Source organism: Gracilimonas mengyeensis (assembly GCF_900182705.1).
GTDB classification, from domain to species: Bacteria; Bacteroidota; Rhodothermia; order Balneolales; family Balneolaceae; genus Gracilimonas; species Gracilimonas mengyeensis.
This window is the reverse complement of record NZ_FXTP01000001.1, coordinates 237,891-264,014: the sequence shown is the minus strand read 5'-3', so window position 1 is coordinate 264,014 and position 26,124 is coordinate 237,891. Positions and strand designations below refer to the sequence as shown.

21 protein-coding genes are annotated in these 26,124 nt (G+C 43.7%); 3 read left to right on the top strand and 18 right to left on the bottom strand.

Going from position 1 to position 26,124, the window contains the following annotated elements; genetic code table 11:
• Positions 1 to 34: 34 nt before the first annotated feature.
• The 7 genes from pgeF to FN815_RS01060 all read right to left on the bottom strand — a co-directional run bounded on the left by pgeF (position 35) and on the right by FN815_RS01060 (position 5,582).
• Positions 35 to 718, bottom strand: a complete 684-nt coding sequence (gene pgeF, locus FN815_RS01090; RefSeq protein WP_185957128.1) for a peptidoglycan editing factor PgeF — start codon at positions 716 to 718, stop codon at positions 35 to 37.
• Between the two features lie 52 nt (positions 719 to 770).
• Positions 771 to 1,625, bottom strand: coding sequence for a shikimate dehydrogenase (gene aroE / locus FN815_RS01085; protein ID WP_142452742.1), 855 nt, complete (start codon positions 1,623 to 1,625; stop codon positions 771 to 773).
• Positions 1,626 to 1,706: 81 nt separating this feature from the next.
• Entirely contained in the window at positions 1,707 to 2,198 is a 492-nt protein-coding gene (locus FN815_RS01080) for an SRPBCC family protein (protein ID WP_142452741.1), read from the bottom strand.
• 186 nt (positions 2,199 to 2,384) lie between these two features.
• A complete protein-coding gene (gene tmk, locus FN815_RS01075) occupies positions 2,385 to 3,002 on the bottom strand; it encodes a dTMP kinase (protein WP_142452740.1) in 618 nt (205 codons plus the stop codon).
• Positions 3,003 to 3,120: 118 nt separating this feature from the next.
• Entirely contained in the window at positions 3,121 to 3,948 is an 828-nt protein-coding gene (locus FN815_RS01070; protein ID WP_142452739.1) for a DedA family protein, read from the bottom strand.
• Between the two features lie 11 nt (positions 3,949 to 3,959).
• Positions 3,960 to 4,598, bottom strand: a complete 639-nt coding sequence (locus FN815_RS01065) for a lysophospholipid acyltransferase family protein (RefSeq protein ID WP_185957127.1) — start codon at positions 4,596 to 4,598, stop codon at positions 3,960 to 3,962.
• Between the two features lie 192 nt (positions 4,599 to 4,790).
• Positions 4,791 to 5,582: a GNAT family N-acetyltransferase gene (locus FN815_RS01060; RefSeq protein WP_142452737.1), complete on the bottom strand. Its 792-nt coding sequence runs from the start codon at positions 5,580 to 5,582 to the stop codon at positions 4,791 to 4,793.
• Positions 5,583 to 5,733: 151 nt separating this feature from the next.
• Here FN815_RS01060 and FN815_RS01055 point away from each other — a divergent pair, with 151 nt between their 5' ends.
• Complete coding sequence (locus FN815_RS01055) at positions 5,734 to 6,516, top strand: alpha/beta fold hydrolase (protein WP_142452736.1); 783 nt, start codon at positions 5,734 to 5,736, stop codon at positions 6,514 to 6,516.
• A gap of 35 nt (positions 6,517 to 6,551) precedes the next feature.
• Here FN815_RS01055 and FN815_RS01050 read toward each other — a convergent pair whose 3' ends face one another.
• From FN815_RS01050 to FN815_RS18790, 11 genes are all read right to left on the bottom strand, one after another.
• Positions 6,552 to 8,360 carry a type II and III secretion system protein gene (locus tag FN815_RS01050; RefSeq protein ID WP_142452735.1) on the bottom strand — a complete coding sequence of 603 codons (1,809 nt, stop codon included), beginning with the start codon at positions 8,358 to 8,360 and terminating at the stop codon, positions 6,552 to 6,554.
• The gene (locus FN815_RS01045; protein WP_142452734.1) at positions 8,357 to 9,226 is read right to left on the bottom strand and encodes a hypothetical protein; all 870 of its coding nucleotides are present in this window, start codon (positions 9,224 to 9,226) and stop codon (positions 8,357 to 8,359) included. Before FN815_RS01045 ends, FN815_RS01050 begins: the two co-directional genes overlap by 4 nt.
• Positions 9,227 to 9,228: 2 nt before the next feature.
• Positions 9,229 to 10,959: a hypothetical protein gene (locus tag FN815_RS01040; protein WP_142452733.1), complete on the bottom strand. Its 1,731-nt coding sequence runs from the start codon at positions 10,957 to 10,959 to the stop codon at positions 9,229 to 9,231.
• Between the two features lie 6 nt (positions 10,960 to 10,965).
• The gene (locus FN815_RS01035) at positions 10,966 to 12,207 is read right to left on the bottom strand and encodes a type IV pilus twitching motility protein PilT (RefSeq protein WP_142452732.1); all 1,242 of its coding nucleotides are present in this window, start codon (positions 12,205 to 12,207) and stop codon (positions 10,966 to 10,968) included.
• Between the two features lie 152 nt (positions 12,208 to 12,359).
• On the bottom strand, positions 12,360 to 12,866 hold the full coding sequence (locus FN815_RS01030) for a Crp/Fnr family transcriptional regulator (protein WP_142452731.1): 507 nt from the start codon (positions 12,864 to 12,866) through the stop codon (positions 12,360 to 12,362).
• Between the two features lie 83 nt (positions 12,867 to 12,949).
• Positions 12,950 to 14,725 (bottom strand): GspE/PulE family protein, encoded by a 1,776-nt coding sequence (locus tag FN815_RS01025; RefSeq protein WP_142452730.1) that lies wholly within the window; start codon positions 14,723 to 14,725, stop codon positions 12,950 to 12,952.
• Positions 14,726 to 14,737: 12 nt separating this feature from the next.
• Entirely contained in the window at positions 14,738 to 16,075 is a 1,338-nt protein-coding gene (locus FN815_RS01020; RefSeq protein WP_142452729.1) for a type II secretion system F family protein, read from the bottom strand.
• A 253-nt stretch (positions 16,076 to 16,328) separates the two neighbouring features.
• On the bottom strand, positions 16,329 to 19,265 hold the full coding sequence (locus FN815_RS01015; protein WP_142452728.1) for a BamA/TamA family outer membrane protein: 2,937 nt from the start codon (positions 19,263 to 19,265) through the stop codon (positions 16,329 to 16,331).
• Between the two features lie 561 nt (positions 19,266 to 19,826).
• Positions 19,827 to 21,845: an ATP-dependent helicase gene (locus FN815_RS01010; RefSeq protein ID WP_142452727.1), complete on the bottom strand. Its 2,019-nt coding sequence runs from the start codon at positions 21,843 to 21,845 to the stop codon at positions 19,827 to 19,829.
• Between the two features lie 499 nt (positions 21,846 to 22,344).
• Positions 22,345 to 22,803, bottom strand: coding sequence for a CC0125/CC1285 family lipoprotein (locus tag FN815_RS01005; protein WP_142452726.1), 459 nt, complete (start codon positions 22,801 to 22,803; stop codon positions 22,345 to 22,347).
• A 388-nt stretch (positions 22,804 to 23,191) separates the two neighbouring features.
• Positions 23,192 to 23,365 carry a hypothetical protein gene (locus FN815_RS18790; protein ID WP_185957126.1) on the bottom strand — a complete coding sequence of 58 codons (174 nt, stop codon included), beginning with the start codon at positions 23,363 to 23,365 and terminating at the stop codon, positions 23,192 to 23,194.
• 726 nt (positions 23,366 to 24,091) lie between these two features.
• Between FN815_RS18790 and FN815_RS01000 the strand changes: the two genes are divergently transcribed.
• On the top strand, positions 24,092 to 24,766 hold the full coding sequence (locus FN815_RS01000) for a thymidine kinase (protein ID WP_142452725.1): 675 nt from the start codon (positions 24,092 to 24,094) through the stop codon (positions 24,764 to 24,766).
• Positions 24,766 to 26,094 (top strand): NupC/NupG family nucleoside CNT transporter, encoded by a 1,329-nt coding sequence (locus FN815_RS00995; protein ID WP_142452724.1) that lies wholly within the window; start codon positions 24,766 to 24,768, stop codon positions 26,092 to 26,094. The genes FN815_RS01000 and FN815_RS00995 overlap by 1 nt, the downstream gene beginning before the upstream one ends.
• The last annotated feature ends 30 nt before the right edge of the window (positions 26,095 to 26,124 follow it).

Sequence of the window (26,124 nt, the reverse complement as noted above, 5' to 3'; positions counted from 1 at the left end):
TAGTCTTTATGGTTGAATCTGTAAAGCCCGGAGTTCATTGCTTATTCAATTTAATGATTCCCATCATACGACCACTTTCACCTTTCTGTCGGCGATAGGAATAGAAATCTTCATTTGCGATGGTGCAGTGTTCATCAATTGATATTTGTAGCTCCGGTACTCCGGTTTCAATTAGCTGATGCTTTAAAAAAGCTTTCAAATCAACATGAGGTTTAGCGTAATTCGTTCGGTCTACAAAAGCATCCGGAAATTCCACAGCCACCTCTTCCCCTACTTCAAAATTCTTGAGGGATATACACGGACTTATAAAGGCTTTGATCGCTTTTGGATCTGCACCCAGCTGTTTCATTTCTTGTATCGTTTTCGGGACGATATCACCTGCCGCTCCTCTCCAACCGGCATGGGCCGCACCAATCACCTCATTCTTATCATCCCCCAGTAAAACCGCTGCGCAATCAGCTACCTGAATAGTTAGCGCTAGTCCGGGTGTATTGCATACAAACCCATCCGTATTAGGGAAAGTACCGCCCTGGTCTACCACTTTTATCGAGGTGCCATGCACTTGTATGGCATAGGCTATTTCATGTACTTCTACACCAATTTCATCCAGTAGTTCTTCGCGGTTTGCAAATACTATATCGTCATCTTCACTAGTGTTTAAGCCCAGATTTAAACCAGCAATCTTTTTGTTGGGATGAACCAACTCTTGATTTCTCAAACTAAACCAGCTTGAAATGGTATCTGTATTCAAATTTGAAGGACGAATACACTTAATTTGGGAAGACATCATCCAGTTTCATTTTAATTTTTCCTAAAGGAAATTCTTGCCCGGTCCACAGTTTAAATGACTTCGCTCCCTGATAGATGAGCATATCCAGACCTCCTACAGGCTCTCCGCCCGCCTCTTTTGCTTGTTTTAAGAACGTAGTTTCGCGTGGATTGTACACAATGTCATAACAGATTTTGCCTTCCAGAATTCCTGTGTCTTCGGGCGGAACCGGTGAGGCATCCGTATTGGGCACCATGCCCAAAGGTGTAGCATTTATGATGATGGTAGCCTCTTCCCCATAGGCCGCCCAGTTGTCGTAATTGCACATCACAATATCTGAGGGCTGTGCATCATAATTACCCGGCCGACGGGAAACCATTACAATTTCCTCAATTCCCATTTCCCGCAGAGCGTAACAAATAGCTTTGGTAGCGCCTCCGGTTCCAAAAATAACAGCACGTTCACCAGGCAATACATCTTCAAACTCCTCAATAGGAACTCTGAAACCATATTCATCGGTGTTTTCGCCTATAATCTTGCCGTCCCTCTTTACGATGGTATTAATGGCCTCAATCTGGGCTGCTTCCATGCCCAGCGTATCCATGGCATCAAAAAGTGTTTCTTTGTAGGGAATGGTCACATTGGCCCCTAAGAACTCCAGTCGATTGAAATGCGCGATGAGTGTGCTTATTTCGCTATTTTTGACCGAGACTGCATGATACTCCGCCTTTAATCCGTGGTGTTCCAAGGCCGTATTATGCATCAGCGGGGAAACACTATGCGTAACCGGACTCCCTATAAGCAGGTAATGGGGTTTTTGTGAGGTTTGAGACTTTAGAAATTCAGCAAATTCCATGTAAAAGGGTTTGATGGACAAAAAAAATGCGCATCGTTTAGATGCGCATTGATAAATGTAAATAAATTAATTTGAAATACCTTAGGCGGTAACTTCCTCTTCAGCTTCTTCCGACTCTGCGTCGCTGTCTGACTCAAGAGACATATCTTTGAAGGTTCCGCTTTCAGCCAATTCTTTGAATTTTTTAAGATCTTCAGCCAGCTGTTTTGGGGAATCTTCAATAAAAGAAGCGAGACCATCTTCAGGCTCTCCGAAGAAAGTCCGGTAGTCTAAAGAGAATTCTACGCGCGTGCGCTCACCATTATCAAGCGGAGTAAAACGAATAGTTCCGGTTTGATTCAGGTTACCATTGATGGTAATCCAAGCAAAACGGGTGTTCCGGAGATTGTCAATAATATTGGTTGTCCACTGGAACTCTTCGTCTTCGATGGTAGTTTTATATTCGAAGGTTTGAGAGTTGACTCGCTCCACTTTGTCTATGCGCTCCAAAAACTTAGGGAATTCAACGGGGTTGCTGAGAAGCTCATACACTTTGGCAAGAGGTAAATCAATTTCGATTCTTTCGTGCGCCATAATTTATTACTTGGTAGTTATGATCGTTAGAATTGTATTCTTTTGATGAACTGGTTGTCATGGAAATAGGCAGGACTCATCCAGATTGTTCTAAATTTAAGGATAAATTGATTAAGCCTCAATTATCATCCTTTATAAATACTTTTTTTTTCCTGTTTTTAAAGAAATATAATTTAAAAGGCCTATTCAGTCCCCTATCTCTTTTAATAATGGTTCCAGGTGTTTTAGTATTTCCTGATGAACTGTTTTTGGGTCATCGGCAGACTTAATCGTCCTGAAACGTGGGTATTCTTTGGCCATCTTTTCGAATCCATGAAACACTTTTTGGAAAAAGCTGTTCCCTGCTTGCTCCATCCTGTCTTTTTGAAAACGGCTGGTGCGGGCAGCTGCTTCTTCTGGAGAAACTTGCAGATAAAAGGTCACATCGGGTTTGATGCCGTGCGTGGCTACCTCATTGATCTGCTGGATTTGGGCAATGGGTAAGCTGTTTCGGCCGTAGCCTTGGTAAGCAGTTGTAGAGTCAAAGAAACGATCTAAAATTACAATCTCGTTTTCTTCTAAAAGCGGCTGTAGCTTTTCGGCCACCAGTTGAGATCGTGCAGAAGAAAAAAGCAGCAATTCAGTCACCGGATCAATATCCAGCTCAGGGTTTAGCAGCATGCCCCTTATCATTTCAGAAACATCGGTACCTCCGGGCTCCCGAAATACACGAGCAGTGAGACCTTGTTCAGCCAAAGCCTCTTTCAACAAAGCTATTTGTGTGGATTTACCACTTCCGTCTATTCCTTCAAATGTTATCAGCATGCCCCAAAATTACAAAGAATTTGGCTGCACTTGCAGATAAATTATCAGGTATTGAGATATTTTATCACAAGAGCTGATCAATATTACCGAAATCGATTAGCGATAGTGCAATCTATAACTATTTACCAAGTAACTGCTTAATCTTCTGCCAGGCTATTCTACGGCCCCTTACCGTAAATAATGGCAGCAAATATTTATACATCAGATACAAAACAACAACAACTGCCAGCATCACCCAAATAGCATATTGGTCGTAGTGATCGTAATAAGCTAAAATTTCGTGACCGGCTATAACGGAAAGCCAAACAAAGATAGGCGTCCAAAGAGCGGCAGTAACTCCAAAGTAAAGTGTGAAGGTCCAGAAACCTGTTTTAAGCATTCCAGCACTTAAATATACCGGCAAACGGCTGCCGGGTACAAAACGACTGATGACCATTATAATGGGGCCTTTATTTTCAAACCATTTTGTAGACGATTCCAAAGTATCTTCACTAATGATCCATGATAACGGCTTTGTTCTAAATACAGAATCTCCCAATATCCGTCCGGCAAAATATAATCCGTAATCCCCCACAAAGATACCTGTTAAGGCGGCAGCAGCGGCTGGCCAGAATTCCAGCAATCCCTGTGCAACCATCAAACCAGCCCCTATACAGGCTAAGTCTTCACTCATAAAACTGGTTAACACAATCAGAAAAAAGTATATAACGATTAGTGTGGTCCCCGACTCATTCTCTACCCTGTCCAAGTATGGCACGATTTCTTCCAGGCTATCCTTTCGGTTAGTCTGATAGGCTGCTGAATCGCTTTCTGAAGAATCTGCTTGTAGCACTGATATTTCAGTACCCTGGTATCCCCTAACTGATCCATTGGCTAAGCTATGAACTGATACAACACTAAACGATAGCAACAGCCACGCTAAAAGTGTACTAACAATACTCTTCAAGGCTGTCACTCCTATACTGGTAACATAGATTTATAGTCGTCATGCTTTTTATAGAATTCTGAAGCTGTTATTACAGGCTTCAAATCACCACTCATCTTTTTGTGTAAAGTTTCTGCCAGTTGTTTACGATCTGCGTTAACGATCCCGGACTTCCCAAATTTCATGCTTACATGGGTTTCTTTGATTTTAAGAAATTCCCAAAAATGATGGACAAAAGAAATATCCTGCCACCAGCACACATGGGTATGGGCCGGATAATCCGGATCTTTGGTTTGGTAAGAAAGGGTTACATAATGTACCGGAAAGCTTTGGCTGGCCGGGTAATTTAACAATGATGTTTTAAGGGGCAGTATTTCAATGCCCGGACTAGTTGTGCCTTCGGGAAATAAAATGATCCCCTGATTTTCATTTATGTTCCTGGATATGAGGCTGTTTACCCGTTTTACATCTCTTTTTCGGTTTCGGTCTATAAAAAGAATGCCGCAGGTTCGAATAATGAAACCTGCCAGCGGCCATGCCTTTACATCACTTTTAGCCACAAAAAGGCATCGTAATTGTGAAAACAACACAAAGATGTCCAGATAGCTTAAATGATTGGAAACCACCAAAAAGGGAGGCTCGGGGGCTTCGTTTTCTGTGTGAATGTTCAAATTCAGAATTGCACAGGAACACCTGCCCCATACTTTGAGCAGGTAGCCTCTGTATTTTTCATAATTCAACCCTGTAAACGAAGCAATTGCACAAAGCATAATCACTGTGTACAGGCCTAAGGTTACAATCAGAAAAACCAATAAACGTAGTATTGCCCTTATCAGATTCATAGAGGGCAAAATTAACAATTTCTATTTGAAAAACAGGTTTTTTGTTTGGGTTGATAATTGTTCTAAATCCAACAATATCAGGAAATCGGTTGTTTGAAATGCTTTATCCAATGCCGGTGGACTGCAGACTTTTGCACCTAACTTCAGATATAGTTCAAATAACTGGGGAAGCATTACCGGGGTATCACTTTTAGCCTCTGCATCCGGTTTCAAACATCTGAATTTTGGACTAGGCAAAATGTGATAGTCAGGATGAAGATGATCGCCACGCTTTAATTGCCTGAAAACGGTCCATGCTTCTTCTGCTTCCATGGTATTCAGGGAACAACATCCAAAAAGATATCGCATGCCCATCAGCTGAGCGTACTGGGCAATACCTTTCCATAGCAAATACAACACGCGGCTATTTCGGTGTGATTTTTCTATGCAGGCCCGGCCAAGTTCGATGGCATTTAATAAAATCCGGGAAGGAAACAGGTGAATGGCAAACTCGGAGGCCGTATAAAACCCTCTGCCCTGCTCGGCCGTGTTAACATCCTGAAGCCGATAAGTCCCTACAACCTCTTGGGTACTGTTTTCCACCACTACCAGGTGATGGCAATAACGGTCAAACTCGTCTTCATCCAAAAAATCAAAATAGGAACGCGTATAGCCCTTCCCCATTTCGAGGTTAAAAACCCTGAACCTGAGCCTTAAAGCTTCTTCAACTTCATTCCGACCCTGCGCGAAACGCACGGTGTACTTACCGGACTTAATATTAAGCCCTGCAATAGTGGATGGTGACTGTGTAGTTTTCTGTAATATACCTGGCATAGTTTCTCCGTACTTAAAAATTGGTTTGTCATTGAAACTATACCCTGTTCTTTAACATTATATTTACAAATTGTTGTGATATTGTTCTGGCCTTTTTATATCATAATTAAGGTTTTAATTTAGTACCGCCTGCGATAATTCTATTAACTATATGTTGTACTATAAAGAATTTATATCCTCGGAAGAGAGAGACTGGGTTGTGTTTGTACACGGTGCCGGTGGAAGCTCATCTATCTGGTTTAACCAGCTGAGGGATTTTAAAGAGCACTTTAATGTGTTGTTGGTAGATTTACGTGGTCACGGTAAATCAAAGGATTTGCTGCAAAAGTATTACGAAGAGAATTATTCTTTTGAGTTTATCAGCCGTGATGTACTGGATGTGCTGGATCATCTGGGCATTGAAAAGGCTCATTTTATTGGCGTTTCGTTAGGTACCATCATTATAAGAACCATTGCTGAAGTGGCCCCCGAACGCGTGAAGTCTTCTGTTCTCTGCGGAGCCATCACACGGCTAAACATTCGCTCCAGAATTCTGGTATTTTTGGGACATATGTTCAAGAGAATCATCCCATATATGTGGCTCTACCGCTTTTTTGCCTGGATTATCATGCCCCGAAAACATCACGCTAAGTCCAGAAATATGTTTATCCGGGAGGCAAAGAAATTATATCAAAAAGAGTTTTTGCGCTGGTTTAAGCTTACCAACGAGGTGAATCCCCTGCTGAGATACTTCAAAGAAAAAGAAGTGAAATCTCCCATGCTTTATGTGATGGGCAGTGAAGACCACATGTTTTTACCGCCCGTTAAACAAATCGTAGAGAAGCACAAAAATTCAACCTTAAAGGTGATTGAAAACTGCGGGCATGTGTGCAATGTAGAGCGACCGGGGTCTTTCAACCGTGTTTCCATACAGTATTTAAAACAGCACTCCTGAATTAAGCTTCAATTCAGGAATTACCCGAGCCTTTTCTATCTAAGCGTAAATAACCAAGCCTCGTCGTTGATACTACCTCGTAATTCCAAGGTTCTTTCCACTGCTTCATCAAAATCAGAGAAGCCCTCGTAGGCTACGTAATTAAAGCGGGTTTCAGGGTTGAATAAAATCCGTGTGTCCCATCCCTCTTCAGCTAAAGTTTCTTTAAAGTTTTGAGCATTTCTTGGAACCAGGAAGGATCCTCCAATCACAAAATACTTTAGATCAGAATCGGTTTCTTCTACTACCTCTCCGTTTTGCTGTCGCTCCAAAAATTCATTTAAATCGAAGGCTTTTGGAACCACCATCATCAATTCGGGATGTTCTACGGGCATGCTAAGCTCTTCCGCCATTTCTTGTTGCTCTTCGGTGAGCTCTGGCTCATCAGTAGTTTCGGTTTCAGTGACTTCTGGCTCCAAAACTTCCTCTTCAGCTGCTACTGAATCCTGGGATTTAGCAGCTGCATCATCTTCTGGTGGGAAAGGTGATTCAGCGGATTCGAATACCCGGTCAAGATCATTCCGCATACGGTCACGCGTACTGTTTAATACATCACGTTTGGTTTCCAATTTGTTTGAAATACGAGTTTTAACCGGTTCAATCAGTTCCGCTTGTACAATGATGATAAGCTCATTTTCCAGATAGTCATTGGAATTATATCCAAACAAGTAACGAAGACCGAAAAACCAGCCTGGCAAGTCTTTCAGGATAGGAACTCCGCGACGCACCGAGGTCTCTTCTGTACGATATAAACCGGCAACGTAGGTTGACTCACCGTCCATCAAAATAGCAGAAGTTGTTGCTTCCTGCTTGTTCACAATGGTACTTACCACATCAGGCTGGGCAGTAGAACGTTCAACCTCCAAATCAAGGTAAATAAAAGAAGTATCTCCTTGCGTGATGATATTCGGGGTGACCGTAAGGATAGTACCGGTACTTACAAAGTTGTCGGTAACGTTTCCGGCAATATCTCTTTGCTTGATGGAAAAATCCTGTCCCACCTGGATGTTCCCTTCTTGTCCGTCAACCACTTTAATTGATGGCGTGGCCAAAACTTTACCGAGGTTATCTGCTTCAAAAGCACTGAAAAGAGCCTGAACACTGATTCCAGGACCAAATTCCCCGAAATTAACCATCGCGTTAAAGGCATTCTGTGATACGCTGGAAGCATTGAAAGAATTAACGGCTACAAATTGATCATTCAATGTTGAAGAAGGTACTGTCTCTCCCCCTTCTCCCGATACAAATTCACTTAGGTTCTCGGGTATGTCGCTGGTAAGTGTAGACCAGTCAATGCCAATTTCCTGCAATGCCCGTTTGTTACCTTCAAAGAAAGTAGCATTGATGCGAACTTCACGGGTATCGGTTGTGGCCAGAATTTCGGATTGCTGGCCGACACCGGTAGCATTTGCCTGTTTGCTTACATTTGCTTCTTCTTTGGGGACGCTGATTTCATAGAAATCTTCATACTCTGTGAGCTGGAGGTTTTCAAAGCGAAGGATATAACGCAATGCATCTTTCCAATGCATGGGTGGCAAATTCACCCCCAGTTCTCCAGATCGGGCCGTGTTATCAACAATAAACTTATCATCAAACTCCTGCGCAAAGGTGTTAATTACTTCTATAGCCTCAGTGTATGAGGTATTTCGGTCAAAGGTTACCACTTCCTCGGGATTGGTATATTCCCTGAGTGGATCAATGATTTCCTGCGCCATCACTTGCTGGCCGGTTGAAAAAACCGCCATACATAAAAATAAGGCGAATGCCGTGCTGTATGCGTAACTCATTTTCTTTACTGTTTTCATCGCTCTATCTCCAGGGTAACCAATTCTGTGATACCACCTTTATTTAAATTAAATGTAGCAGAATTATTTTCGGTATCAATTTCGCTTAATTCGCCAAGATATACCTTGTCACCTATTCTGAGTGACTGCACACTGCCGCCCTGATCCGCTATAAATACTCGTGAGCTTGTAAGTCCTATTAAGCGACTTTGCTCCACATTAATCAGGTTGTCCTCATTTGGAGGTACCGAAGCAAGTATAAGCGGATAAAAGGGATTGAAAGTAGAAATACTTTGATTCAGGCTTAGTTGATCGTCCAGTAAACTGGTTTGCTGGTTGCCAAGCCGTTGGTAATAACTCTCAAGGGTAAAGCCAAAGCTGACCTCATCCAGTTCTTCCCCACTGCCTCCGGGGGGTGTCAGAGAAAGTCCGGATACTTTGTTAAGTAACCGACTGTTTTCCAGTTTATTAATAAAATTCATAAAGTTTTGGTAGTTGCCATATCCGTTAATATCAGCCGTCATGATTCCATATTGATCAGAAGCGGTTGAATCTATAAATACAAAATCAAAATATACGGTTGAGTTGGTGTCACTGTAACTGATGTAATCCAGGTAGTGGTATACATCATCCGGAGTGGGATGAGGATACAGTGATTTGTCGAAATTCTCGGTAATAGCTATTGCCCGCTGATAGGTTTCATTCAATATGGGAAAAGCATCGCTGGTTTGTCGTTTTTCCTGGTAGTCCTGTTGCTTTTCGGCATAGGTTTCTTCCAGTTCCTCAAGCTCTGCCACCTGGATAAACTTGATATAGGAAAATGCGCCCCCTACAAATAATGCAAGGGTCACTAACAGAATGATGGTATTTCGTACTGCGTATGACAAATTTATGGCTGTTGGATTAAGTCTTCTATTCCTTGCACTGCTTCCGGCGTATAGATGTCTTCCGTATCAAAGAAGTCCTGAATCTGATACCGGAAATTATATACGTCTTGTTCACGTATTTCGGAGGTTGATACATTCAGTAATGTAGCACGATCAAATATCTCCGCAACATCGGCTATGGCACTCCGACGAGTGGCAATGCCGTTAATTTCTACTCCACCATCGCTTTGGTTCATGGAAGTGAGCCATACCATATTCACATCATCAACACCGTTATTTATAAGGTCCAGGTTGGTACTCCATCGCAGGGTTCCCTGGCTTAATTCCGATAGCAATTGAAGCTGAGCTTGTATTTGCTCAAGCTCGGAGCTGATGCGGTTATATTCCTGTACGGTAGGTTCTAAAGACTCTATCTGCGCATTTAACTGGCTGATGTCTGTTTCAAGACGGTTTATTTCAGCTGCATTTTGCGTGTAAAAATGATTGGATACAATGGGAGTTAGTAAAATGAGAAGCAGCAATAAAATCCCGTGCCATTGAAGCTTAAATATCTTTTGCCTTTCCTGCACATAATCAGGTAAGAATGATATATCCGGGAATTTGTTATGCTGAAATCCGGAGGCTGCCCAGGCAGCACCTATAGCCGTAGTAAAAGCAGGCAAGGAAGATTTGTTAATGCCTTCCGCATCAAATATTTCATCCGAAAATTCAAACTCTGTGATTTCTACATCCTGAAAACGGTCTTCAAAAAAGGTGACTGCTTTTTCACCCAGAGAGTTGTTGCATAAAATAAGCCGGTCCAGATTAGGTACTTCGCCCGTATCTAACTGGAATAATATCTTACTAAAAACTGTACTTAGGAACCGCTGATCTTTAATACCTTCGGTTATAATTGGGGATACAATCCAAAGCTGTTCACCCTTCATAAAAATAATACGGGTCTTCTTCTCCCCAAACTGAATGACTCCCGTTATGGTCGTTTCTTCAAGTTCATAATTAGCCCTAACCAGGCCAACCAACGCCACTTCATCTGGTACAACATCCTCAACAAAGAGCTTGCCGCGGTAGATTTCCAGCGTGTTGTTAACAAGGTTTAGAATTCCGGGTTCTTCATCAATAGAAGTAAGCAAAAGCGTACCATCATCCGCTACGGAATAGGAATAGTAATCTTCAGCTTTAGGAACGCCATGCAGAGCCTCCAGACGGTCATTCACGATGACTTCCAAATCTTTGCGCTTGGTTTTGGAAAAGTTGCTGTCTTTAAGAATTTGAAAAATCGTTTGTCCGGCAGGAATGCTCAATCCCAAATTGATGCGCTTTGCATCTATCAGGCTAAATAAATTGTAGAGCAGGAGTTCATTGGAGGCCGGGGTCTCGGTTTCATCCACCATATCCGAGTCTACAATTTGATCGGAATCCTCAAGGTCGTCAAAACCAAGATCATCGATATCGTCATCAACTTCTTCCAGCTTCAGTTCATCATCAGCATCTTCTACCTCTTCCTCCGTTTCAAAACCGAAAATCTCACTACTGTCAACGGGATCATCTACAGAATCAAAAATGCCTCCATCTTCATCAATAGTGGCCGGCATTCCTTCTTCTTTAAGGTTTTCAACCAGGCGTACTTTATCTATGCCCACCAAGGTTAACTTTTTACCTGTAACCTTAACCATGGCCACTTTAAGCGCATCGCCATCTACCACCAAGCCCGTATATGTTTTTCCTGAGATCATGCGTCTTTAGTAATTCACTTCGCTTAGCAGTTGTACCATTTTGGTTTTGTTATTGGCGTGATTGATTGCCGTTTCTTTGGCAATGATGCCTTCCGAGTACAATCGTTTAAGATCTTGCTCCATGGTATTCATGCCCCGCTCGCTGCCTTCCATCAGCATTTGGTAAATTTCGCCCACGTTGTTATTTCTAATTGCCGCTTTGACGGATGAATTTACAAGCAAAACTTCTTTAGCCAAAATCCGTTTTCCATCCAGGCTTGGCACTAGTTTCTGGCTAATCACACACGTTAATACATCTGCCAGACGCGTTCGTACCCTGTTTTGCTCTTCAGTAGGTACTTCACCTAAAATACGTTCGATGCTTTCCATCGCAGAAGATGTGTGCAAGGTTCCGAAGGTCTTGTGCCCGGAATCTGTTATTTCGAGGGCTGTCATAATGGTTTCCGGGTCGCGAAGCTCACCTATTACAATGATATCGGGATCCTGACGCAGCGATTGTATCGCTCCTTCTTTAAAGGAAGGCACATCCCGTCCTACTTCACGATGGCGTACAACCGAACGTACGGGTTCATGAATCAATTCAACCGGAGAAGCAATAATCACAATGTGAGAGTCTACCGTCCGGTTGTTGGCGTCAATGATAGTATCCAGGGTGGATGATTTACCTGAACCGGTGATACCCGTGATTAAGGTGAGGCCATATTTGTAATACTTCAGACTGAGCGCCTTTGCCACTTCGGTATGAGCACCCAAATTCTTAAACGGGCGGATGGTATTATCAATCTTCCGCATGTTTAAAGCCAGGTGTTCCAGATCAAAATACATGTCTGCCCGGAAGCGCTGACTGCTGCCGTCTTCCAGTTCAATGGAATAAGAAAAATCGAGGTTTTTATCTTTTATCAGTTTCTCTCGCTGAGAAGGTAAAATAGCGTTATGGAGCAGCACATTGGTTTCATCGAGAGAAAGATCTGTAGGAGTTTCAGCCGGCTTCTTATCGCCATATATGCGGTACCAAACCCGCCCTTTACAACCGGGGCCGCCCAAATCAATATCCGATGCTTCATTCTTAAGCATCCGTTTGAGATAAGAATCCAGTATGTCAGTGAGTGCCAAACGGTGCTCTTCATCCAGCTCCTCAACAATATTTCCGATACGCATATGGCGGTCCAGCCCTCGTACCGTACGGGGAATTTGCTGTAAAACCGGATCTACCAGTTTTGAAATCGCAGTTGTAGTTGCCGCCTCCATATAAAGCCTAATCGTGTTGATGATAACCAGTTGCCGGTTTCCAGATATGTATTAGATACCTGAGCCAGCAAGATGTTACAAAAAAAATTAAATTATTTTAATATAACAAACACATCTATTTCAGTCCTGCTTCCAGAACCGAATTTAAATGATTACCAATTGGAGTCATTAAGCAAGCGTTTCTTCAGATTTAATAACTGAACATTCATATTGCTGATTTTGCGCTGCTGTATTTCGATGATATTTTTTGTGAATATATTGAAAAGCTTTTCTGGTTTTCGCCGGAAAAAATTAAGTGCTTCATACCGTTCGTATCGTAACAGTACGCTGTCCCCTTCTGCAGTAACTTTTGCCATTCTGCTGTTCTTGCTGAAAAGGAAGGCTTCACCCAAAAAATTTCCTTCCCCAAGAGTAGCCAACTGTATGTTATCCTTCCATATACTAACTCTGCCTTCGGCCACAAGGTATGCCGAATTCACATACTCCGATTCGTTGAGGATGATTTCATCGCTCATAAATCGTTCTTCTTTTCCTAACTGAAGAAATTCCAGCACATCTTCATAATGAAAGTTTTTTAGAAGCATAGGTGGCTCCTTCAAAAACTTTTTGATGTAATCGCTCATTATGTCATCGCCAGAATTAGTTATTTCGCTACTCATACTAAATCCCTGTGTTGTTGTACCAGCTTTAACATATATAAATATGTTTCAAGTTAGTAGTTAATATCCAAAAAATATGCATGTTAATCCTCAATGGTAACTGCTACAATTTCTTCTATGGTGGTAATACCTTCTTTCACTCGCTCACGGCCGGAACCACGAAGCGTTAACATGCCCTGAGACATCGCTAAGTCTTTTATGGCACCTTCGTCAATATCTCCACCGGCATCCAAAATCATTTTCTTAATTTCTTTAGAGAAATATAGAGCCTCATGGATACCCGCCCGACCTTTGTAGCCGGTATCGTTGCATTTATCACATCCTACTGCTTTATAGAAAGTGGTGTTCTCAATTTCCTCATCGGTAAAACCAATGCCTTTGGCTGTCTCAGGATGGGGTTTAAAGGCCTCTTTACAATTGTTGCATAAGCGGCGAATCAGTCGCTGAGCTACTACCAGGTTCACGGCGTTAGCGATCAGGAAAGGTTCTACCCCCATCTTATAAAGCCTCGAGATAGCACTTGGCGCATCATTGGTGTGCAAGGTTGAGAACGTGAGGTGACCAGTATTCGCCAGCTTGATAGCAATCTCTGCCGTTTTCAAATCACGGATCTCACCTACCAATACAATATCCGGGTCATGCCGTAAAATCCCTCTCATAGACTGATCGAAAGTCATGTGATGGCTAATTTTAAGCTGCCGGGCCCCTTCAATGATATATTCTACCGGTTCCTCCACCGTAAGTACGTTTTTGGTTGGATCAATTACATAATACAAGGCGGCTACCAGCGTGGTTGATTTACCACTACCGGTAGGTCCGGTTATGATTACGATGCCTGAAGGCTGTTGGATTGATTTTATAAAATTTTGTTTGGCAACCTTCTGTAAACCCAGCTTATCCAGGTCGCGAATTACGTTTCTGTCATCCAGAACCCGAATTACAATAGACTCAAACTTGCGGTCGAACTGTTTCCCTACAATGGGCATGATCGACACGCGGTACCGAATACCAAAACCATCAACCTGCCGCTGAATAAAACCATCCTGTGAGGCATCCCGCTCAAAACGGTCTACATTACGGGTTTTATCCTTAATAACGGCCGAAATGGCTTCCGGCTTCACATTTTTTTGTTGATACCAAAGCTGCAGTTTACCATCAATCCTAAAACGAATATCTGTGGTAGTCGGCGAACTGGGCACAATGTGCATATCACTCACGCCCTGACGCACCGATTCAACCAGCATCCCCTCTACCAGGGAGTTGAGCATACTTTGATTGATTTCGGCATCTATTTCTTCCTCATCAATCTCCTCTTCAGTTTTGTCGAGATCGGGCTCTTCGTAATCAATCTCTTCCAACAGATCCAGGAATTCATTCTTCTGCTCATATACTTTAGAGAGGATCTCTTCAATAACCTCGTACTTACAGTAGACAAGCTCGGTCTGCTTAAAATTGATCTTATTGATCACCCCCTGAATATTGGGATCAGAGGGATCAGCTGCAGCAATAGTTATTGAGTTATTGGTTTTTTGATACGGAAGTGCTTTGTGATGGACCAGTTCATCTACCACTTCTTTGGGTAGGTCTTCAATATTCTCTTTGATGTGATCCAGTACTTCACCAGGCACCTCCTCTACATCCTTCAATACCTCACGGAAAGCGTAGATCTTGGCAATCTCTTTCATGATCATATGCCGGTTCAGGCCTAAGTCTTGAAAGAGGATCTGCCCCAGCCGACGGTTGCTTTCCTTGGGCTCTTCGGCAAGTATAGCCAATCCCTTCTGGAGCTGATCTTCCGTGATCACTCCTTTATTTACCAGGATGTCGCCAATATGTCTCCGTATGTTAATCTTTCCCATTTATATCAACAATTACATTCCGGTATTTGGCTGGATAATAGCAGACTCGGACGAGACGATGGTAATAGCAATCAGGGCAATCATGATAAACAAGTTGATAAACAGGTTTATGATGTCAATCACCGACTGCATTTTATAAGTAGTTTGAATCTCGTAATACTCGGCCAGCTGCTTGGCATTTTCCCGCAAGGCTCCTGACTCGGCACCTAACCTAAACCGACTTAAGGCCGTTTTAGTAAACACACCGGTGGTTTCCAGGGACTCAATCAGACCGGCCCCGTCCTTCAACATCATTTTAATGGCCACTTCTTTAATCTGTTTTTCCATGTATTTATTCCGGCAGGCCTCAGCTGCTACCTTTATCACTTCAATATTTTGCCCTGATCCACTGTACAGCGTATAGAATACGCGGGAAAAAATCTCAATACTGGTTTTGTGGAGCAGATCACCAATAACAGGAATATGAATAATATATTTATCAAGGTTAAGTTTCCCTTTGGGTGTTTTTATATAGTATATAAAGCCTGCGATAGGTATGACAAAGGACAGCATAATCATAATCCAGTTATCCCTGAGCCAGTAACTCAGCTCCAGGGTAGCCGCCGTCATCGGTGGCAGGGTGATGTCCATCTCAACAAATAACTCGGCTGTGGCAGGAAAAATATATCCTACATAAAACAAAACCACCCCAATTACAGCCAAAACCGTAACTGCGGGCATCATCAGGGCTCGACGGAGATTTTTCTTAAAATCCGCATCCCGTTCCAGGAACTTGGCTGTACTTTCAAATACCAAAGCCATATTACCAGAAGTAGAAGCTACACTTAGCATATAGGCCGCAAACTTTCCAAAAACATCTTCGTGCTTGCCATATACCTCGGAACCTTCCTTTCCATCTTTTAAGTCCTTCTGGATGGTTTTAATAACCTCCTTCATGCGCTTATTCTGCGTATCCTCATACAGGAGATTCAAAATTTCATCATAGGAAAGCTGTTGGTTTAGCAGATCAGAGGAAAGGCGAATAAAGGTCACCACCTCTTGCATCGGTACGCCGCCCTTAAAGTCGAACAGCTTTTTATTGATGCTAATGACTTTATAACCCAGCTTCACCAGCGCCTTTTCCAGCTCTTCTTTGCTATACGCTTCCTGCTCGCCGGTCACTTTGGGTTTACCGGGCCGTTGCACCTTATACTGGTACATTTTTTTCTCATCCAGGGCCTTAATGGAAAGTCCGTTGGTACGGGAAAGGCGGTCTACCTTAAGCTGAGCTTCTTTTTTATTGTCTGCCTCAAACTCGGTCTGTACCAATTTCCCTTTCTGAGATATTGCCTTAAGCCTGAATTGTGCCATAATACTGCTTGCAAATTAGCGGATTAGCGCTGCCTGATAACTGTTGGTTGTATCTAAGTATCGACGTAATATTAAAATATCTTAAGTTTTGCCGTGTCTAAGAAACTACTTTTTTTTGATAATAACCATATGGGGATTTTGAACAGATCACCAAGATCCATACGTATCATTTATTAATACCTGTTTATCTTTTATTTACATCCTTTTGAATACCCTTTTCTTCAAATCCTGCCTGGCAGGATGAACTGAAACCTTAAAAAGGTACTACTGTTTTGATGCGATAGTACACTTCAAATGGCTGATTATCAAATAATTGATTGGCGGGTTTGGCTATTCCCAGGCTGTGTACAAATTCGATCCCAAAAAGAGATACCAGGTTTTTCACTTCTCCGCCTGCTCCCCACCGGCTGATGGTGCCGCTTTCACCTGACTCCGCTTGTCCTTCAAAAACCATCCCGGCATCAGTAAACAATGTAGCATAGGTGCTTCCCAACTTCAGTAATCCCAAAATCTCGGTTTGCAATGAGGGTAAGAAAGGCACCCGATACTCCATGCTGGCAAAAGCTACCTGATCACCAGCCACAAAATCACGGTAACCGCGCACCCGCTCGTTATCTCCAAAAAAGCGTAAAGGTACCTGCTCCAAAAGGTTTAGGGTGATATTATCATAGCGTGAGAAGCCAATATAATTTTGGGGCAAGGGATTGCCGAACTGTGTCTGTAAACGCGTTTGGATAAATACACGGTGCAATCCTAAAGCGGGAAACATCGTGTAAGCATTTAAATCAGCCTTCAAAAAGCTCAGGTCTGAAGCTACACTCTCATTAGCAGCAGAGAGAGAAAATCTCAGGCCCGAGCCATCCAGCGGGTGAATCACATTTCGGCTCCAGGGACGTTGTTTCTTTACCTCAAAAGCCAATTCCAGGTCAGCGATAGTGGCAGATTGAGGAGCTTCAATATTTGACATCTGCAAAAACTTGCTACGCTCAAAAGGATCTGTGTGATAGTAACGAAGCTTAAGCCCAAGTGTGCTACGCTGGTAAGAACCGGAAAAAGTATCCAACGGCCACCGTGCCGTAACATCAACGCCGGTGTATTCTTCAAACAAGTATCGATCACCATAAAACTGTCCATTCTCCGGCATCTGGTACACATTCAGTGAGATACTGGGATACCATTGGTTATTGATATAGGAAAAGGCTCCATAAGAATTCTTTGCAGGCTCGGGTATCGACAGCCATCCCCCGCCGGCAAAAGTGTGCTTGCCCAGAGGCTCGGTCCAGTTAGAAGTAGCAAAAATACCCCAATCATCCTCAGCACTATAGTATGGCAGTGCAAAAGAGGTTACATGGGTAATGTTCTGAAAAGATGCATATTCATATCGATCAGATATCAGCTGTGGAGCTGGGGCTATGGAATCTGGGAAAAGTACCGGCGGGGTCTTTTGTTTCCAACTGGCATATTCCGCCGGCACATAATCATTTGAAACTTCTGGGGTTTCCCGATCTGCCTCAACAAAATACAGCTGATCTTTGGTACGGCTTTCCGAAGCGCCAACCAGCAGGTGTTCAGTAGCCATAGTATCAAACTCCGAAACCCAGCCAAATACTTCCGCCCCGGTAAAAACATTGGTAAACCGGGTTTCCTGGTCGGTTTCGAAATCATAGATAAAAACATTGGGCACATCATCCCGCAGTGAAACATAGGCGAGTTTATCGCCGGAAGGATTGACCACAACCTTACGGTTGTCCAGTTCTCCATCATCCAAGATAGTTTCCTTGCCAGATTCGCGGTTGAGTAACACCAGGTTTCGGTTACCGGCTTCACCGAACCGATGAAACACCCAGCTGTTTTGCTTTGGCAACCATTGCGGCCACAGCAACTGAATATCGCCCTGGTAGTTGGTAATTCGTTGTGTCTGTCCTGTATTCAAATCGTGGGTAAAAAGGTTTCCGGTTCCGTTTTCATTTACGATATACGAAAGCTGATCATCATCCGGCCCAAAAACAGGAAATTTAGCTCGCCTGCTGTAAGTTATTTGATGCTCCTCTCCGTTGTTTAAATCATATACAAAAACATCATTCACCAGCGATGAATGTTCTCCCCTGACAAGCCTAGAATACACCAACTGCTGTCCATCGGTGCTCCAGGCCAAGTCCTCGTTGATTCTGCCTTCTCCAACTTGTTTGGTTTTATGGGATGAATCCGTAGTGATCACATACAGCCTTTTAACCGGACGTGTCATTGATGGATAGCCCAGCACGGCAACAAGGCTATCGTTGGGACTCACTGCCGCATCAAATAAAAAAGTAGCAGGAAAGCCAAAAGACTTTCCGTCGAGGGAATCCACTCGTTCCATCCGCGAAGCCAGCGTGTTATAGTACACGTTGGTATGCTTGCGCCAATCGTCAAAAAACGCTGAATAGCCGCCATCTACTGCTTTATCAAAAGCCTCATAAAAATCATGATACTTAATAAACCCCAGAGAAGTATCCCGATACTTCAGCATATTCACCAGCGTGCTATCGCCATATTTTTCAGTGAAGTAGCGAAGCTGAGAATTTCCAAGCGCATACACCAAGCGGCCATCATCCAGCGCCTGTCCGGAATTATAGTTCAGGTTATCATCAAAAACAGCTTTACGCAACCAACGATCGCCACGCTGTGAGTCCCAATATTCGGTTTGATACTGAGCCAGCCCTTCTGACCAAAATCGGGTTCGCGGAGTGGCAAATACATTTTGTAGAAGCCCTGCATTCCCTTTAACCGCTTCAAAGTGAAAAATATGCGCCAGTTCATGAGCCAGCACTTTGCGCAGCCACTTTTCGCTGCCGGTCCAAATCTCGCTGTAATCATTCAGATTCACCCAAATATCGGTATAGGCCCGGCGGAATGGCACGGCAAACCCATTGTTGACCTCATCCTCATCCGAAAGGTACACGCGGATTTTGTAATTAAATTCCACATCCAGATTTTCTGATAAGACACGGTAACTTTCTTCCGCAATAGCCGCCGCTTCATCTTCAATCCCAGCAATCCGCTGCGGATACATGATTTTAAAATGCGCCGTTTCCGCCACTTGCCAATTTAGTTCGGGATGATTGCGGCCATTGGTAGAGTTAAATCCCTGTGCTATTAAGCACTCAGAAATCCCGAATAAGATGAATAAGCCGAGTAGAAGTTGTTTCACTTTGACCGCGATAGTTGATAATTGTTGAAATAGATATTAGAAATAGGGTAATAATTGGAAGGGCGGTATTCAAGCTCGAAGTTCTGGGGTTGTGAACCAGGATTTTCAGAATTATGGTTATCCAGGCGCATGTATAGTTTGTGAGTCTGATAAAATAAATGAAAGCCTTAGCATCAAACACCCTCCGTCTTGCTCCGCTATCGCTGCGCAAGCCACCTCCCTCAAGGGAGGACTTTTAGGAAGTAGTGAAATATTTTGGAATCTTAATTCAACTATATAGCTATAATTCGCCCCCGTGAAGTCTGCGATTTAGAATTAAACCTCAAAAAATTTTCAGGCAACGTAACTTTAAGACCGTCTCGATAAAGTCTCTCCTTGAGGAGAGATCAAACAATGCGGCTGTTCCCGTATTGTTTGTGAGAGGTGTCGGTGCCAAGGCCTGATTGGTCTAACCATTGCTTTAAATCATAGAATGAACCAGGATTTTTCAGGATTGATGAGATTTACAGGATTAATTAAATCCCGAAAATTACACTCCTTTATCAGAAATCGGGCTCAAATCTATTCAGGCAATTGCTGCTGATCCCCATCGGAAAGCTGATTGGTTTCCTCCTCTACAAGCTTCCATTCTTCCAGCAACTCACTATTGATATCTTTTAGAAAACGGGATTGCTGAGTAAAATAATCCCCGTACGCCGACTGCGCCAGTACCGGATAACTGAAATAGAGCATCTCTTTTGCACGAGTGGCGGCCACATATAAGAGGCGCAATTCTTCATCCAGCTGTTCCTCATCCTCAACGGAATAAGCTGACGGAATGATACCATCCAGGCATTGAATGATGAACACATGCCTCCATTCCAATCCTTTGGCCGAATGGATAGTACTAAGGATAAGCGGGGCCTCTTCCTTGGTCTTTTGCTCCGTATCTACGGCCGTAGCAGTAATCGGGTCCAAGGCCAACTCTTCGAGCATTTTAGGGAGCGAAGTAAAGCTCTCTGATACATTAATAAAAGCTTCTAAGTCTTTCAGTCGTTTTGGGTAATCATCATACCGGCTCTTGCAAAAATCTCTATAGTAACCGACAACCAATTCCACCACTTTGGATACCGAGTGATCATTTTCTTTCAAATCGACCAGTAATTTACTCAGTTCTTTTAGCTGATCGATGTAGGACTGACTGGTGGTATCCGAGAGATCCAGCCGGTACGGATTGTTGGCCAGACGAATCCACTCAAATAAATCCTGGGCGGTCTTGGGGCCGATACCATCCAGCAGCATCAACACGCGGTTCCAGGCAATAGTATCCATGGGATTCACCAGCACACGAACATGCGCCAGTACATCTTTGATATGAGCGGCTTCGGTAAATTTTTGTCCGCCGTATTTTACAAAAGGAATGTTCTTTCGGTTCAGCTCTACTTCCAAATCAAAAGAGTCTCGCCCGTTACGAAACAGCACGGACATTTCATTGAGCTCCATCCCCTGCTCCCGCATCTGGAGTACCGCCTGCGTTACAAACCGGCTTTGGTCGTGCTCGCTGGAAGACTGCACCAGGGCCGGCAATTCCCCATTTTCGATGTTGGAATACAGCTGCTTATCAAACTTATAATTAGCCTGTTTCAACAGGTTATTCGCCACTTCCAGGATTTCGGGGGTAGAACGATAGTTTTCTTCCAGCTTGATGAGCTTGGTGCCTTTAAATCGCTCTGGAAAATCCATGATGTTTTGGTGATCGGCCCCACGAAAGGAATAAATGCTTTGGGCATCATCCCCCACTGCCATCACGTTACCATGCACGCTGGAAAACAACTCGGTAAGTTCTGCCTGCAGCTTATTGGTGTCTTGGAACTCATCCACCATCACAAACTCATTTTTAGAAGCCACCTTTTTGCGGATGTCATCATTCTTGGAAAGCAACTCCCTGGTGTTGATCAGCAAGTCATCAAAATCCATTACAAAATTGCGTTCTTTGTACTCTTGGTAGCCTTCCACCACTTTCAGGATCTTTTCCTCCTGCTCCAGGAATTGCGGATACTCTTCCAGCAACACCACGCGCAAATCCAGGTTTTTGTTGTGGCAGGTGCTGATAATATTACGCAGCGTATTTTTGTTGGGGAACCGTTTCTTTTTTTTATGAAGGTTGAGCTGCGTGCGCACGAACTGAATCACTTCAAGCGCATCGGCTATGTCAATGATGGTAAAGTTGGAGGGATAACCAATGGCCTCGGAATAACGATGAAGCAACAAGCTGCAATAAAAATGAAAGGTACCGCCCTGCACCTGCCGGCAACGCTCATCCAGGATATTGCTTGCACGGTTAAGCATTTCTTTAGCGGCACGACGGGTAAAAGTAAGCAGCAAAATATTGTTGGGATTAACCCCACTTTCTACCAAACGTGCCACTCGATGCACCAGCGTACGGGTTTTACCAGTCCCCGCTCCCGCCACCACCAAAGCTGGTCCTTTATCGTGGAACACCGCATCCTGCTGCTGTTTATTAAGCAAATCAGCATACGGGATGGAATAATCTTCGGGTCGTTTACGAGGCTCTTCCTTCTGTAGAACAAATTTCTTCATGCGCTGAAGATAGCAATAAGGCGGTATATGTAAAAATTATGTATCTGTGAATTAAAGATTGGAGATTACAAATTGCAGATTACAAACCCCGTATTCCATCCGACGACTGGCTTAGCTCTCCGTCACTTAATTCCCGCAGAGAGTCGTCTGATGGATGGCTAAGGGGTGGAAGAAAGAATTCGACCTTTATTATGATTAAATATTAAAGGATGGAAAATTAAAGATTATAGATTGAGCCTTTGTAAAATCTGCGCAATCTGTTTATCCATTAAATCCGCGATTCAAAACTAAGTAGAGTGAAGATCACAGCCCTTCCCTGCTGACCTCTTTTGTCTTCTCCTTCTCAAGGAAAAGGACTCTTGTAATACATCAAACTCATACTTCAAGATTCCTTTATGGTTAAGCCAAGCAAACTTCCTCTCCTTGCGAAGGAGGGGATTGAGGTGAGGTCGGGCTAAGAGCAAAGTTGCTGTTTAAGCATCGAAAATCATATCAGTCTTCATTTGTTGTATGCAAGATAAACACGTGCATCTATCGCCTGGCGAAGTTCTTCTTTGGTAAGCTCATCTCTGTTCGCCATGTATATCTGAACGGATTTCGTGTATTCTTCATCCCGGCTATATTCTTCGGAGCTTTCAATGTACGACAAGCTGGTTTTCTTGTCGGATTTCTCGTCCAGGATCAAGAAATAATTATAGCCTTCAGACAGTGTGAGTTCGGCGCATCTTCGAAGCAACAAGTTTTGAACCTCGATGGCTGATGTACTTTCATTGCCACTGAATGAAACAAGATAGCTTTGTTCCGAGAGCTTTCTTTCGCTGAAACCATGCCCCCAAAAGTCCAGGGCTTGATACGGTGTGCCGCAACTCACCAAAAGAAAGGAAATGATTGAAACAGAAAGAACAGAGGCAGTTGAAATCTTTTTACGCATGGCTATATCTCCTTTTATAATGTCCATCAAAGAGATATCGAAATTGCCCTTTTGAAACTATGGCATGAGGATGTTATTGGGCTATTGGCTTTTATCTTACCGATGACAAATTTAAGCAGAAAAGTAGGATTTCAAAAATCTATTCAACGCCAGTCATCGCGAGGAGGCAACTTCGTTTGAAACTCGATTTACCTTGCCTTCCGACGTGGCGATCTGTTTGATCAAGGCAACTCCTTTCCCAACGCTTCGTTGATGAATACCCCAAGTGGTATTAAGGAGATTGCTTCGTCGGTAGGCACTCCAGTCCTACTTTAAGCATTATGAGTTCCTCGCAATGACGGTGTTATTAAGAGATAAGAGTGGTTTTCAAGAAATCACCAATGATCGATCTGCCGGTCACAGACTCTGTCATCTCTTAAATGGTGTTGCCCGTTACGGGGCAAAACTGACGGCTCATTAGGATGTCAGTCATCTTCCATCCATTGTATCCCTCCAGCACCCCTCCAATACCGCTTCGTTTCCAAACATACTGTAACTGGAGTTGTACTGGACTTATACTGGAGCTAAAGCGGGCATCATATTGAACCATGATTTTGGGGATTTAAGGATGAACAGGATTAAAAAAAATCGTCCATCGAACATCGGTCTGTCGGTCTATCGCACATCTATTGAAATTCTCTCTTAATTTGTAAAGCCATCATTCATTTCTGGAAAGCAATTCGATATAAAGTAACTTTCGAGAGATTGACGATCATTCGATTAGCGATTAACGAACTGCGAAGTAATTGTTGATGTCACCAAAGCGTCCCCTTGCCCTGCGGCAGTACAATGGGCAAAGGCGCTTGATTCAAAATGCCGGAGGGAAAGGGTTGGGGTCCTGTTTGGGTAGGCAAAAAAACGAACCCTTAACCTTCCTCGTTACGCACGTTTCGTTCGTAATGCCTGCAGGAACCTCTGGTTCCAAAATGGTTGATGGATTCAATATATACATTGCAGTGAACAAGCTTTTGAAAAACAGAAAGCCCAACCTCCGTCAAACACTAAACCATTTACACCAATCGGGCGGAGGTTGGTAGCCGTGACCTCCATCACCACGGACTGAAGTCCGCGGCTACATTCGGCCATCCCTGCGGGATTTGTTCACCCAATTCAAATACATGGACAAGAAAAATCTTGCGCCTTGCTACTAAAACCTTGAACCTAACACTTTCAAACAATTAACCACTTTTCCTTTTTCCTTTTCTCCCGCTTGGCTGATATATTCCGTCCTCAAATTAACAGGGCTCATAACCTAATTTCACACGTATTTATTTAGATGATTAACGAACCTTCGTTAGCACCACGGGAATATGGCTGGATAGAAGTGGTCTGTGGCGGCATGTTTAGTGGAAAAACCGAAGAACTGATCCGCCGGGCCAAACGCGCACATATTGCCGGTCAAAAAGTAGTGGTGGTAAAACCTGCACTCGACAAACGCTACAGCGACGAGGAAGTGGTTTCCCACAATGAAACTTCCCTTCCCGGCCTGGTTGTGGACACGGCCGACCAAATTGTACTGCTCACCGGAGACGCCCGCGTAATCTGCATTGATGAAGCCCAGTTTTTTGACGATCGCGTGGTGGATGTGGCCAACACTCTGGCCAACGACGGCAAACGTGTAATTGTAGCCGGCCTGGATATGGATTTTAAAGGAAAACCCTTCGGCCCTATGCCCTATTTGTTGGCGATTGCAGAATATGTAACCAAGCTGCATGCTGTTTGTGCTGAATCAGGTACTATGGCCCATTACTCACAGCGTGTGGTCGAAAAAGAGGGACAAGTGTTGGTGGGCGAATATGATGCCTACGAGCCACGCGCACGCCATTGTTTCCGTCCGCCGGTAGACAAACGCCGCGGCCGACCTATCAAACCTTTTATGAATTCAGGAGCGGAATCATCCGACAAAAAAAGTGATCAGAAGAAAAAAGAAATAAACACAGAGCACACCTAATGGATATTGTACGTGGTATTATCGGCATCGTCAGCATTCTTGGCCTTGCCATCATTTTCAGCAACAACCGTAAAAATATTGACTGGAAACTGGTCGGTATAGGAATCGGGATACAGTTTATCCTGGCCATATTTATTTTAAAGGCTGATGTACTGGCCGGTTTTTGGGCTCCTTTGGGCTGGCCCATGCTGCTATTCCAAAAAATAGCCAGCTTCTTTGTTGTAGTGCTGGATTACACCACCGAGGGTGCCTCTTTTATATTTGGACGATTGGGCCACGGCCCAGAACATCCCGACAGCCTGGGCGTATTTTTTGCCTTCCAGGTGTTGCCTACCATTGTGTTTTTTGCTTCACTCACGGCCATTTTATACCACTACGGCATCCTGCAGTTTGTGGTGAAGATGGTTTCAAAAGGGATGCAGAAACTGCTGGGAACTTCCGGGGCTGAAACCCTCTCGGTTGTTTCCAATATTTTTGTGGGGCAAACCGAGGCACCGCTGGTTGTGGAACCCTTTATCAAAAAAATGACCAAATCGGAATTGATGGTGGTAATGACGGGAGGAATGGCCACCATTGCCGGGGGTGTGATGGCTGCTTATGTAGCCATGCTGGGTACACCCTTTGCCGAAGCCAATGGATTAGAAATTGCCGCGGCTCAACAACTTTTTGCTGAACGATTACTGGGGGCCAGTCTGATGGCCGCTCCTGCCGCACTCGTGATTGCCAAAATTTTGTACCCTGAAGACAGCGAACCCGTGACCAAAGGCGATGTATCCATGAAAGTAGAAAAAACCGATGCCAACGGGATTGATGCTGCAGCTACCGGAGCCGGCACAGGTCTTCAGCTAGCCTTAAATGTAGGCGCTATGTTATTGGCCTTCATTGCATTACTGGCTATGTTTAATGGTATCTTAGGCTGGGGAAGCGACATCACCGGTATTACCGGACTTTTGGGAGAAAGCCTGACCATTGAAATGGTACTTGGATGGATTTTTGCTCCCATCGCCTGGCTGATTGGGGTCCCCTGGGCGGATGCCGTGAACATGGGATCCTTGCTGGGCACTAAAATTGTATTGAATGAGTTTGTAGCTTACCTGAAACTGGCGGAAGAAGTAACCGCCGCCAATATTTCACCTAAAACAATAGCCATGGCCACTTTTGCGTTGTGTGGCTTTGCCAACTTCTCCTCCATTGCCATTCAAATTGGAGGAATTGGCGGACTGGCACCAAGCCGAAAATCAGATCTTGCTAAATTTGGCATTAAAGCTGTTTTTGCCGGAACTTTAGCCAACCTGATGACGGCTGCTTTTGCCGGCATGCTATTTTGATTACTCTTTTATCACTATCAAACTAAAATC